Source organism: Aeromonas sp. R7-1 (assembly GCF_040908115.1).
Lineage (GTDB): Bacteria > Pseudomonadota > Gammaproteobacteria > Enterobacterales > Aeromonadaceae > Aeromonas > Aeromonas caviae.
Genome location: NZ_JBFODD010000037.1, coordinates 96,941 through 109,166 on the forward strand (window position 1 = coordinate 96,941; position 12,226 = coordinate 109,166).

General features: G+C 65.8%; 10 protein-coding genes and 1 pseudogene. 5 read left to right on the top strand and 6 right to left on the bottom strand.

The annotated features are described in order from the left end of the window. Window positions 1–117: 117 nt before the first annotated feature. Together AB5Y51_RS08605 and AB5Y51_RS08610 are read left to right on the top strand one after the other, a co-directional pair. Entirely contained in the window at window positions 118–675 is a 558-nt protein-coding gene (locus AB5Y51_RS08605; protein ID WP_368178283.1) for a DUF3332 domain-containing protein, read from the top strand. 84 nt (window positions 676–759) lie between these two features. After that, window positions 760–2,133 (top strand): HD domain-containing phosphohydrolase, encoded by a 1,374-nt coding sequence (locus AB5Y51_RS08610; RefSeq protein ID WP_323946301.1) that lies wholly within the window; start codon window positions 760–762, stop codon window positions 2,131–2,133. A gap of 69 nt (window positions 2,134–2,202) precedes the next feature. Here the strand turns inward: AB5Y51_RS08610 and AB5Y51_RS08615 are convergent, their stop codons facing one another. From AB5Y51_RS08615 to mobA, 3 genes and pseudogenes are all read right to left on the bottom strand, one after another. Beyond that, complete coding sequence (locus AB5Y51_RS08615; protein ID WP_319904337.1) at window positions 2,203–3,282, bottom strand: FUSC family protein; 1,080 nt, start codon at window positions 3,280–3,282, stop codon at window positions 2,203–2,205. 345 nt (window positions 3,283–3,627) lie between these two features. Next, a pseudogene (gene mobB, locus AB5Y51_RS08620) lies at window positions 3,628–4,113 on the bottom strand (molybdopterin-guanine dinucleotide biosynthesis protein B); the annotation flags it as partial. Then, a complete protein-coding gene (gene mobA / locus AB5Y51_RS08625) occupies window positions 4,110–4,724 on the bottom strand; it encodes a molybdenum cofactor guanylyltransferase MobA (RefSeq protein WP_274799203.1) in 615 nt (204 codons plus the stop codon). The gene mobA and the pseudogene mobB, both read right to left, overlap by 4 nt. Before the next feature lie 221 nt (window positions 4,725–4,945). Between mobA and AB5Y51_RS08630 the strand changes: the two genes are divergently transcribed. Continuing rightward, the gene (locus AB5Y51_RS08630) at window positions 4,946–6,655 is read left to right on the top strand and encodes an NAD-dependent malic enzyme (protein ID WP_200164700.1); all 1,710 of its coding nucleotides are present in this window, start codon (window positions 4,946–4,948) and stop codon (window positions 6,653–6,655) included. Window positions 6,656–6,772: 117 nt separating this feature from the next. Here AB5Y51_RS08630 and AB5Y51_RS08635 read toward each other — a convergent pair whose 3' ends face one another. Beyond that, window positions 6,773–7,921, bottom strand: coding sequence for a Hint domain-containing protein (locus tag AB5Y51_RS08635; protein WP_368178284.1), 1,149 nt, complete (start codon window positions 7,919–7,921; stop codon window positions 6,773–6,775). Between the two features lie 317 nt (window positions 7,922–8,238). On the opposite strand from AB5Y51_RS08635, the gene AB5Y51_RS08640 reads away from it, so the two are divergent. Together AB5Y51_RS08640 and AB5Y51_RS08645 are read left to right on the top strand one after the other, a co-directional pair. Beyond that, window positions 8,239–9,477 (top strand): uracil-xanthine permease family protein, encoded by a 1,239-nt coding sequence (locus AB5Y51_RS08640; RefSeq protein ID WP_041213272.1) that lies wholly within the window; start codon window positions 8,239–8,241, stop codon window positions 9,475–9,477. Window positions 9,478–9,622: 145 nt separating this feature from the next. Beyond that, window positions 9,623–10,363: a dienelactone hydrolase family protein gene (locus AB5Y51_RS08645; RefSeq protein ID WP_368178285.1), complete on the top strand. Its 741-nt coding sequence runs from the start codon at window positions 9,623–9,625 to the stop codon at window positions 10,361–10,363. A 79-nt stretch (window positions 10,364–10,442) separates the two neighbouring features. Here the strand turns inward: AB5Y51_RS08645 and AB5Y51_RS08650 are convergent, their stop codons facing one another. Further along, complete coding sequence (locus tag AB5Y51_RS08650; RefSeq protein ID WP_368178286.1) at window positions 10,443–11,441, bottom strand: beta-propeller fold lactonase family protein; 999 nt, start codon at window positions 11,439–11,441, stop codon at window positions 10,443–10,445. A gap of 57 nt (window positions 11,442–11,498) precedes the next feature. Further along, window positions 11,499–12,107, bottom strand: coding sequence for a LysE family translocator (locus AB5Y51_RS08655; RefSeq protein ID WP_102948720.1), 609 nt, complete (start codon window positions 12,105–12,107; stop codon window positions 11,499–11,501). Window positions 12,108–12,226: the final 119 nt, after the last annotated feature.

Consider the following 12,226-nt stretch of genomic DNA (forward strand, 5'->3'; position numbering starts at 1 on the left):
GTGAGCGATCGGACGGCCAGGCTGAACCCTGGCTGTATGACGCCCCCCTTCGTCATTGTGCCGCCCGGCCCCCTTGTTTAGGCTGCCGCCTCCTTTTTATTGAGCAGGTAGACAACAATGGCAGTACGACAGAGAGGCAGGGCACTGGCCCTGCTGCTGGGAATGGGGACGAGCCTGGGGCTCGGCGGTTGCATGGGTCAGATGGGCCTCTCCTCCATGGTGACCAAGGGCAACCTCAGCGTGGTGGACAACCGCTACGGCCGTGCCGGCGTCTTCGTGCTGCTCTCCCCCGTCTATGGCCTGGCGGCCACGGCGGATCTCTTCGTGTTCAACACCATCGAATTCTGGTCCGGCAAGAACCCCCTTACCGGCAAGTCGCCCGCCCTGGTGGATCAGAAGAGCGATGCGATCATCAAGGTGAACCAGCACCTGGATCCTGCCCTCAACCAGGTGCCGCTGGCCCTGCTGCCCCAAGGGGTGCGCGAGGTACAGGTGAGCTACCCGGACGAGCGCACCGCCCAGATGGAGATCCACTACATCGACGGTCAGCGCAGCCTGATGCGGGGAGAGATGCGCGGGGAGCGACTGGATCTCTATCTGGACGACAAACTGGTCTCGACCCTGAGCCGCGAGCAGCGCGATGCGGCGGCAAGCCGGGGAGCGGTGCAGGCATAATTTGTCGCGCCCCTGATCCTTTACTCCCGACAAATGCTATACATGCCTGCGGGCAAGTACGCCCCGATGTAGAGGGAGTGGGCTATGACGGTAAATGGATTGCGTTTGGCAGAGCTGATTGGTTCTCTCAGTCATGCCCTGGACATGACAGAAGGGCAGCCGAGAGGCCACTGCATCCGCTGCTGCTGGATAGGCTCTCGTCTGGGGGAGCAACTGGGACTGGATGCCCGGCAGCGCCACGACCTCTACTACACTCTGTTGCTCAAGGATCTGGGGTGCAGCAGCAATGCCGCCCGCATCTGCGAGCTCTATCTCACCGACGATCTTCACTTCAAGCGCGACTTCAAGCTGGTGGATGGCTCCCTCTCCGAGGTGGTCAACTTCGTACTGGGTCACACCGGCTTGCAGGCGGATCTGCTGGGCCGCTTTCGCAGCCTGTTCCACATCTTTCGCAACGGGGATCAGATAGCCAACGAGTTGATCCTGACCCGCTGCCACCGGGGAGCGGACATCGCCCGCCAGTTGCGTTTCAGCGACGAGGTGGCCCAGGGGATCCTCTCCCTGGATGAGCACTGGAGCGGCAAAGGGCGGCCGCAACAACTGGCGGGGGAGGCCATCCCGCTCTTCTCCCGCATCGCCCTGCTCTGTCAGGTGGTGGACGTGTTTCACGCCGCCGCCGGGCCGGACGCGGCGATGAGGGAGCTGCGCGAGCGCAGCGGCAACTGGTTTGATCCCGCCCTGGTCAGGGCCTTCGAGGCGCTGGCAGACGAGGCCTTCTGGCAAGGGCTGGCGGATCCCGCGTTGGCGGAGCGGGTCTTCGCCCACCCGGCGGGGCAGGGGGAGGTGGCGCTGGATGAGGATTATCTGGATGAGATTGCTGCGGCCTTCGGCCAGGTGGTGGACTCCAAGAGCCCCTATACCGCGGGGCACAGCGGCAGGGTGGCGCTCTATGCCGACATCCTCGCCGCCCAGATGGGGCTGTCCGAGCCGCGGCGGCGCTGGCTCAAGCGGGGTGCCCTGCTCCACGACGTGGGCAAGCTCGGGGTGAGCAACGCCATCCTCGACAAGCCGGGCAAGCTTGACGAGCAGGAGTGGGCGGCGGTGCAGATGCATGCCGCCTACACCGAGGAGATCCTGAGCCGCATCGGCGCCTTCGAGGAGCTGGCCCAGGTGGCTGGCGCCCACCATGAGCGACTCGACGGCAAGGGCTACCCCAAGGGGCTCAAGGGGGAGGCGATCACCCTGGAGACGCGCATCATCACCACCGCCGACATCTTCGATGCCATCACCGCCAAGCGTCCCTATCGGGATGCCATCCCGGTGCCGCGGGCCCTGGAGATGATGGCGGAAAACCTGGGCACGGCCATCGACCCCGACTGCTTTGCCGCCCTGAAGGCGGGGATAGAGGACTTCTCCCTCTACCTCACTCCGGAGCAGCCCCTGGCTCGTGCAAGCTAAGGCGCGAGCCGGAGACAAACAAGCCCCGCAACGGCGGGGCTTTTTTGTGGGCGGTTGCAGGCGGCGCGATCAGGGGCGGGCCGAGGGCTTGGCATAGGGTTGCAGCACCAGCCCCAGCAGGCGATGGAGGTGGGCGAGCTGCTCGATGAGATGGAGATTGAGCCAGAGGTAGCCGCCAAGGGTGGGGTCGTGTCCCTGGCCTGGCGCCTGGCTTGCGTCCCCATCGAGCCGGGCGGCGGCGGCTTGCAGGCGGCCGATGGCCTGGTCGGCCGCCGTGGTATCGCCGCTCTTGAGCATGAGGGCGAGTTCGGTGAGCACCGACTCCGTCGCCTGCTGGCAGGCGCGAAGCCCGGGGTGGCTCTGCATCAGGAAGTGGCTCTGGCGATCCCGCCAATAGGTGTTGGCCAGCATCTCCAGGGTGCAGACGCTGTTGCGAAGGGTGGTCTGGGTCGCCTCGAACAGCGGGCTGCCAAGGCGGGTCTCCTTGACCGCCGGGGCCAGCAGGGGGCGCAGGCTGACTATTTTGGCGAGCAGGCGGGCATGGCTTCGGGTGAGCTTGGGGCGCTCCAGCACGTTGGGGGAGAGGTGGGTGTGGTAGAGCCGCCCGGCCTGCTGCAGGGTGTCGTGCATCTGCAGACGCCAGTGGGTATAGGCCCGCTGGGGGTAGATGCTGCAAAACAGCAGGGCCAGCACCGACCCCAGGATGACGTCGCCGCTGCGCCAGAGCGCGGTCTCGATGTCCCCGGGCACCCCGCCGACGATGACCCCCAGGGTGATACCGATGAGCAGCCCCACATAGGGGCGCTTGCCGAGCGCCAGGTAGCCGCACAGGAACATGATGGCGCAGCACCAGGCCAGCATCAGGGGCAGGGAGTAGAGCTCCAGATAGAGGGCCACCACCCCGCAGGCGGCGCCGAAGACGGTGCCCACCACCCGTTGCAGGGCGCGCGACAGCACGTTGCCCCAGAACGAGATGGGGCCCATCACCACCACCAGGGTGATGAGGGGCCAGGTGCTCTCCGGCAGCTTGAGCTCCCGGGTCAGCAGGAAGGTGAGGGTGAAGGCCAGGGCGATGCGCAGGCCGTGGACCAGGCGGTAGCGGCCATAGATGAGCAGATCGAAGCGGGAGAGCGGGGCATTGAGGTGCAAGGGCGTTCTCTTATCTCGGGTCAGGGTTGTGAGGATAGCAAGGAGGACGGCATTTGCCTTGACCTGCGTCGTTTCCCCGGTTCATGGGGGCGCACCTGTCGGCAGGCGCACCATGACCCGCTCGCCGGGGGGAAGGGCCGCGCTACCCGGCGCCCGTTCGATGCGGCAGTTGGCACTGTCGTGGCCCCCATCCACCGGGCGCACCAGCAGGGTGCCCGCCTCGTCCTGACTGAGCAAGCCGGGCACAACGCCCTGCTCTGCCGATGGGGGCAGGGCCGCCAGCAGCCGGGCGCAGAGGCGAAGGGGCGGCGGGGCCTGACGGGGGGCGTGCGGGGGCAACCGGGCGCAGATGAAGTCGGCGATGGCCTCCAGATCCTCGAAGGGGAATCGGGGCAGGGTCGTGGCCTGGGGCGCGTCGCTCACGAGGGCGACGATGTCAGGATCATCGGGGAAGAGCAGGGGCCGGCCGATGGCGGCGCGATACAGCTCCACCTTGGGAAAGCGCCTGTGCTTGAACCCCTCGACCAACAGCAGATCCAGGGCGTTCGTATCGAAGCGGGCCAGCAGCGCCTCGAAGGGGGGCTCCCCCTCCGGGGTCTCCCGGATCAGGGCGTGGCGCCGGTCGGAGGCCGCCATCACCTGGGTGGCGCCCGCCTGGCGCAGGCGGTGGCTGTCCTTGCCTGGCTGGTCCATGTCAAAGGCGTGATGGGTGTGCTTGAGCACCCCGAGGCGCAGACCGCGTGCCACCAGGCGCGGGATGAGGCGCTCCAGCAGGGTGGTCTTGCCGGTGCCGCTCCAGGCGACGAAGCCGAGCAGGGGCAGGGGGCTCATGGCGCGCCCCCTTCCCGCAGCCTCGCCTCCCAGGCGGCGAGTTCGGCCGGGCTGTTGAGGTTGACGAAGGCGTCGGGCAGATCGGCAAAGGGCACTACCGCCATCCGGTGGCGAGCAAACCAGGCCCCGGTCTTGCGCTCCCCGTCCGCCAGCGCCTGTTGCAGAGAGGGGCGCAGGGCGCGGCGCAACAGGGCGACCACGGGCTGGAGGTGCTCCCCGTCGTGGGCCACCACCAGATCGGTGTCCGGGGTGATGGCGGCGCGAAAGCGGGTCATCAGATCAAGGGGCAGGGCGGGGCCGTCACAGGGGACGAAAAGCACCCAGTCGTGACGGGCCGCCGTCAGCCCCGCCAGCATGCCGGCCAGCGGCCCCTGGAAGTCGGCCTGCGCGTCCCCGATGACGGGAGCAAGTTGCCGGTAGCGAGCCTGGCTGCGGTTGGCGTTGATCAGCACCTCGTCCACCTGGGGGCGCAGGCGGGTCAGCACGTGTTCGATCAGGGGGGTGCCCGCGAGGGGCACCCAGCCCTTGTCATCGCCCCCCATGCGGATGGCGCGACCGCCCGCGAGGATGACGCCGCTGACGAGAAAAGCGGGGGAAGAGGAAGGGGTCATGGTGCTCCGTTGCTCGCAAAGGGATGCCCACAGGGGCGTGTCGGGATCTTGCGCCAAGGCGGGCGCGGGAGCAACCTTCGGCTGCCCCGGCAAAGGCGCCTTTGGCCGCAGGGTTTGTCCAAGCTCACAAAACCGGATCGGCAAACGTCATATGATCCCCAGCATTCTGAGTCTTGCTCTCCTGCCTGATGGCAACTTCATGTAAATCAAAGAGAATGACTATGGCTACCGGACAATATCTGCTGTGGAAAGATGCACAGGGTCACGATTTTCGCCCCGTTGCGCTGACGGGCACCAATCTGCTCAACGATCGCAACCTCAACAAGGGTACCGCCTTCACCGAACAGGAGCGGGCCGATTTTGAGCTCGACGGCCTCTTGCCGCCCCAGGTGCAGACCTTCGAAGCCCAGCTGGAGCGGGTCTATGAGGCCTTCCTGAGCGCCTGCAGCGACATCGAGAAGTACCAGAACCTGCGAGCCCTGCAGGATCGCAACGAAACCCTGTTCTACGCCCTCCTGTCCCGCCACGTGGAGGAGATGACTCCCTACATCTACACCCCGACCGTGGGCAAGGCGTGCCAGGAGTTCAGCCACCGCTTCCAGAAGCCGCGCGGCCTCTACATCACCCCGAAGAACGTCGATGACATGGGCTCTCTCGCCCGCCACATGGATGCCAAGGCGGTGCGCATCATCGTCGTGACCGACAGCCAGGGGATCCTCGGCATCGGCGATCAGGGGGTGGGGGGCATGGGCATTCCCATCGGCAAGCTCGCCCTCTATACCCTGGGGGCGGGCATCCACCCCGCCTGCTGCCTGCCCATCGCGCTGGACGTGGGCACCGACAACCAGGCGCTGCTGGATGACCCCATGTACCTGGGTCAGCCCCACAGGCGCATTCGCGGCAAGGAGTACGATGACTTCATCGACAAATTCGTGACCGGGGTCAAGCGCCACTTCCCCAACGCCGTGTTGCAGTGGGAGGACTTCAGCAAGTCCAACGCCTTCAACAACCTGGCCCGCTACCAGCAGGCGCTGCCGTCGTTCAACGACGACATCCAGGGCACCGGGGCCGTGGTGCTGGCGGGCATCATAGGCGCCGTCAAATCCAAGGGGGAAACCCTGGGCCAGCAGCACTACCTGGTCTACGGGGCCGGTGCTGGCGGGGTCGGGGTGGCGGATCAGATCTGCGCGGGGATGATCCGCGAGGGGCTTGACCCGCAGGCGGCGCGGGATCGCATCTACATCCTGGATACCCAGGGGCTGGTGTGTGACAACCGCGAGGGGCTGGATGAGTACAAGCGCCGCTACGCCAAGCCGGGCCTCTTGCTGGCCCAGTGGGATCTGCAGGGCAAGGCGGGGCTGACCGAGGTGCTGCGCCACGTGCCCATCACAGTGCTGCTCGGCACCAGCGGCGCCGGTGGCGCCTTCCAGGAGGAGCACATCCAGCTGATGCTGACCCACTGCGAGCGCCCCATGGTGTTCCCCCTCTCCAACCCCACCGCCAACTGCGAGGCCCTGCCGGAAGACATCTTCCGCTGGAGCCAGGGGCGCGCCATCGTCGCCACCGGCAGCCCGTTCAAGGATGTGCACCATGAGGGGCAGGATTATCGCATCGGTCAGGGCAACAACGTCTTCATCTTCCCCGGCGTGGGGCTGGCGGCCATCGTCAGCCAGATCCGCGAGATAAGCCCGGACATCTTCACCACCGCCGCCTTTGCGCTCGCGGAATGCGTGAGCGAGGCGGATCTCGCCCGGGGCACCGTCTACCCGAGGATCAGCGAGCTGCGCAACATCTCGGTGCACGTGGCGACCGCGGTGCTCAAGGATATCGTGCGCCGCGACCCCTCCCACCCGCTCATCGGTCAGGATCTGCAAGAGCACATCCTGAGCCATATGTGGGAGCCGGTCTACCTGCCGTACCGCCGGGTCTGAGGTGCGACCTGCCCGCACGTGTCGCGGGCATGACGATGCCATAGAAAAAGAGAAGGTGGCCCAGGCCACCCTCTCTTTTTTCTGCCCTGCTGTGTGTGCGGGGCAGGACGCTGCCACCTATTGAGCGGGCGGGGGCACCAGGCGGTCATCGACGCTGCCGTCGCCTCGAAGCTTGTTGCCATTGGCATCGACGGCGTCCACACCGTTGTCGTCCACGCTGCCATCGCCTCGAAGCTTGTTGCCATTGGCGTCGACGGCGTCCACGCCGTTGTCATCCACGCTGCCATCGCCTCGAAGCTTGTTGCCATTGGCGTCGACGGCGTCCACACCGTTGTCGTCCACCCGGCCACCGGCATGACGCTCCCCACCTGCATGCTTGTCGCCACCGCCGTGGCGATCGCCGCCAGCGTGCTGGTCGCCACTGGCATGTTCGCCCTGACCACGGTCATCGCCGCCGTGGCCGCTGTCGTCCCCGCCATTGTTTCCGTTATGGCTACTATCGCCTCCATTTCCGCTATTGTTTCCACTGTGGCTACTATTGCCCCCACCGCTGCTGTTGCTGCCTCCGCCGCCGCTGTTGCCGCCTCCGCCGCCGCTGTTGCTGCCTCCGCCGCCGCTGTTGCCGCCTCCGCTACCACTGTTGCCGCCGCCATCCCCCCCTTTGTTGTGCACGATCAGCCCATTGGCCACATAGCTGTGGCTGCCATCGAGGATCAGGTTGAACAGCGCCGTGGCGGGCGGGGCATCAACCCAGGAGAGGGAGGCCACCGGCAGTTCGACAGGGTGCGGCGCCAGCGCCAGGTTGCCCGCGCTACCCCCCTCTGACCAACCCAGCAGGTGCATGCCGGTAAAGAGCGGCAGCACGGCGAGGGCCGGGTTTTCGGTGCGGGTCATGGCCGGTGCGATGGCCGCCCAGCCCCGGGTGGTGAGGAAGGGGTGCTCGGCGGTAAAGAAGGGGGGCAGATGATTGAGCCCGTAGAGCCTGCGCGCCCCCAGCGCCACCCGCTCGATGGCCTGGATGCGGTTGCTCTGCCCGTGCCTGTCCCGCACCCGATCGCCGACCCGCAGGGTCTCGATGGGGCGTTCGCAGCCATCGGCCATCAGGATGCGGGTACCGGCGATGAAGCAGGACTTGGCATGGGCCTGGTTTGCCTGCCACTGGTGGTGGTCGAAGTCATAGCTCAGCGGGGTGACGAACAGGGCCAGGGCGATGGCCGAGCCCAGCAGCAGTCGGCGCTGGCTGGGTTTGAACGAGGGCAGTGACATGGGGAACTCCTTGTCGGTGTGGGGTCACGCCTTCGAGTATAGAGAGGGGGTTGGGGCGATATCTGCGTCGACCAGTTGAAAGCCTTGTCATGTCAACTCACCGGAAAAACGATTGGCGTTGGCCATAAAAGTGCGTAAAATCGCTTCCTCGATGCTTGTAGCAGCGAATCCCGCCTAAAAAGCCAGTTTCATGCCCTCCCCAAGCAGTAAAAGGTAACAAACGACGCCGTTTGGCCCGTTGGCTGCCTTGAAAACGTCTTGTGATGACTGAAAAGTGTCAAATATCCCTGTCAGTTATCAAAAAATTAAGGATACCCATGTTTTCCTTGGTCAAGCAAAGCGTCGCCGGGCTGCAAATTCTGTTTGTCGCCTTCGGTGCCATGGTGCTGGTGCCCCTGCTCACCGGTCTGAACCCCTCCATGGCCCTGCTTGGCGCCGGTGTAGGCACCCTGCTGTTCCAGCTCTGCACCCGTCGTCAGGTGCCGATCTTCCTCGGCTCCAGCTTCGCCTTCATCGCCCCCATCATCTATGCCACCCAGACCTGGGGCCTGCCCTCCACCATGTTCGGTCTGTTTGCCGCGGGCTTCATGTATTTCATCCTGGCGGCCATCATCCGCGCTCGTGGCATGGGCTTCGTGCACAAGCTGCTGCCCCCCGTGGTCATCGGTCCCGTCATCATGGTGATCGGCCTGTCGGTGGCCCAGGTAGCCTGCAACATGGCCATGGGCCGTGCCGGCGGTGAGCAGGTGGTGCCTGCCACCACGGCGCTGACCCTGGCGGGCATCTCCCTGGCGGTCACCCTGATTGCCGCCGTGTTCTGCAAGGGCTGGATCAAGCTCATCCCCATCCTGTGCGGTGTCATCGCCGGTTATGTCTCTGCCGTGCTGATGGGCCAGGTGAGTTTCGACGGCATGGTCAACGCCCCCTGGCTGGCGCTGCCCCACTTCGAGACCCCGGAGATCAACTGGGCCGCGGCGCTCTTCATGCTGCCGGTGGCCATCGCCCCCTGCATCGAGCACATCGGCGGCGTGCTGGCCATCGGCGGCGTGACCGGCAAGGACTACACCAAGGATCCCGGCCTGCACCGCACCCTGGCCGGTGACGGCATCGGCGTCTGCTTCGCCGGTTTCATCGGTGGTCCCCCCGTCACCACTTATGCAGAAGTGACCGGCGCCGTGATGATCACCCGCAACTTCAACCCGGTCACCATGACCTGGGCCGCGGTGTTCGCCATCATTCTGGCCTTCTTCGGCAAGTTCAACGCCCTGCTCACCTCCATCCCCATGCCGGTGATGGGCGGCATCATGCTGCTGCTGTTCGGATCCATCGCCGCTATCGGTCTCAAGACCCTGGTGGAGTCCAAGGTGGATCTTGGGCTGTCCCGCAACATCGCCATCGTGGCGGTGACCCTGACCGTGGGTGTCGGCGCCCTGGAGATGAAGATCGGTGACTTCGCCCTGGCGGGCGTGGGGCTGGCCTCGGTGGCGGCGATCCTGCTGAACCTCATCCTGCCCCAGCACTCCGAAACGGGTGCCATGGAGAGCGCCAAGGATTAAGCGCCTGGCTTGCTGTACGTTGAGATGATGAAAAAGAGGCCACCTTCGGGTGGCCTCTCTCTTTTTGCCTGCGTACCACTGAACCCGGGCTCCCCATGTCAAGCGGCTACACTCAGGGGCACCATTGACGGGAGAGGACGAAAGGATGAAGAGGGCATGGATCCTGGCCCTGCTGGGGCTGATGGGAAGCGGAGCGGCCGAGGCCGGTGCGGTGCGCTACGAGGTCGAAGGCAAGCCGTTCGAGGGCTATTACCTGGCGGCTGCCGACAAGCAGGCCCCTCTGGTGGTGCTGGTGCACGACTGGGACGGGCTCAACGGTTACGAGATCAAGCGGGCCGAGATGCTGGTGGCCCTGGGCTACAGTGTCTTTGCCGTCGATTTGTTCGGTGCCGGGGTCAGGCCGAGCACGGTGGAAGACAAGAAGCGCCTCACCGGGGCCCTTTATCAGGACAGGACCAGGATGCGCATCCTGCTGCAAGGGGGATTGGCGGAGGCGGGCAGGCAGGGGGGGCGGCTCGACAATGCGGTGGCCCTCGGTTACTGCTTCGGCGGCGCCGCCGTGCTGGAGCTGGCCCGCAGCGGGGCGGATCTCAAAGGGGTGGTGAGCGTACACGGCGGGCTGGAGACCCCGGCCGGGCAGGACTACAAAGAGGTGAAGGGAGAGTTGCTTGTCCAGCACGGCAGCGCCGACGAGGCGGTCTCTCTGGGTCAGTTTGCGGCGCTGGTGGCCGAGCTGGAGAGCGCCGGGGTGAAGCACGAGGCGACCAGCTACAGCGGTGCTCCCCACGCGTTCAGCGTCTTTGGCTCGGACAACTACCGCGCCGATGCCGATGCCAAGTCCTGGCAGCGTTTCACCGGTTTCCTGAAGGAGGTGACCGGCTCCTGAGGTGACCGGCTCCTGAGGGGGCCGGCTTACGCAGGCCATGGCAGTGCCATGGCTTTTTTTATGCCCGTTTTTCGCCATCTCAAGGGAGGGATAGCACCCTCACCCACATGGCCCCCTTGCCCACCTCGCGACGTGGGCCCGGGGTGAGTTGGCCGCTTTCGGGGTCGATGGCATGCAGTGCCACCTCGTGGGATTGCTGCCCGGTCGCGATGAGCCAGTGGCCGCTGTGGTCGATGGCAAAGCCCCGGGGACAGGCCTCGGTCGGGAAGTGGCCGAGGGGGGTGAGGGCGCCATCCTGGGGGGAGACGCCGAACAGGGTGAGCAGGCTGCTGGCCCGTTCGCTGGTGTAGAGAAAGCGTCCATCCGGGGTCAGGTGCAGGTCGGCGCCCCAGCGCTCCCCCTCATGGCCTGGGGGCAGCATGTCCAGGCTCTCGCGCGCCACTATCTGTCCGTCCGCCTCCCTGTGGTAGCGATTAAGGGTGGCATCGAGTTCGTTGAGGCAATAGAGATCGCCGTTGTCCGGGTGCAGGGCCAGATGGCGGGGCCCGGCGCCGGGTGCGGTGTGAATGTCCCCCAAGGGATGGGGAACCAGCTTCTCGTTCACCAGGGCAAAGCGGCGCACCCTGTCCTCCTTCAGGCAGGCCACCAGCAGCTCCTGCTCCCCGTTTTGCCCCGCAAGCCAGGTGACCGAGTGGGCCGCCATCAGGTGGTCGAGACGCTGGTGAGGGGGCTGCATCCGGCCCGCCTGATCCTGGCGGGAGACGGTGACGTGGTTGAAGGCGTAGGAGGCGGCAAAGAAGAGGCGGCCGCTCCCATCGGTGCAGGTATGGGAGGCGCTGCCGAGCAGCGGCGCCGAGGTCGGCGCGCCGAGCCGCCCATCGGCGGAGATGGGGAAGCTCAGCACCCGAAAATCGGGGCGCACCCCCGCATGGAGCCAGCGCCGGTCCGGGCTGATGACCAGGGGCTGCACCTCGCCGCCGGTCTGCACTTCCTGCAGCGGGGCGAGGGTGCCTGCCTCGAGGCGAAACACATGGATCAACCCGCTCACCGGGTTGGCCACATAGACCACTTGTTGCATTGCATCTCCTTTGCGACGGCCGTCCGTCGGGTCAAGGGAAAGGGGAGTCCCGGCGTCTCAGGCGGGGATCAGGATCTCGCGAATGACGGGCACCACTGACAGTGCCAGCAGGGCTGCCATCACCTGGTTGAAGCGGCGACGGGCAAGATCGTTTGCCAGCCAGCGCTTGAGCAGGGAACCGCACAGGAGCCAGAGTCCGACACAGGGGAAAGAGACGATGAAGAAGGTCAGGGCGATGACGAGGTGCTGTTCAAAAGGGTCGCTCCCCGCGCTGGTGAAGGCGGCGATGGCGCCGGTGGCGACCACCCAGGCCTTGGCATTGACCCACTGGAACAGGGCTCCCTTGAAAAAGCCGAACGGGCGGGTCCCGTTGCTGTCAGCCATCCCGTCCGTCGGGCGGGCGATGAGCCAGGCAAGATAGAGCAGATAGAGGGTGCCCGCGCACTTGATGAACAAGTGGAGTTCGGGGAAGCGGGTAAAGAGCTGGCCAAAGCCCAGCCCCACCAGCAACAGCATCAGGGTGAAGCCGACGCAGATCCCCATGAGCAGGGGCAGGCTCTTGCGTATCCCGACGCTGGCGCCGGCGCTCATCACCATGATGTTGTTGGGGCCGGGGGTGACCGATGCCGAGATGGCAAAGAGCACCACGGCGTAGAGCGAGTCCATTGGGTTCCTCGTGCAGACAGTCCGTTGTCTTCCCTATATTGGGGGCGATCTGCGCTTTCCAAGGCGGGGGGCGGGCAGAAAAAAAACAGGCCCCGTGACGGGGCCTGTGAAGCGGGCGG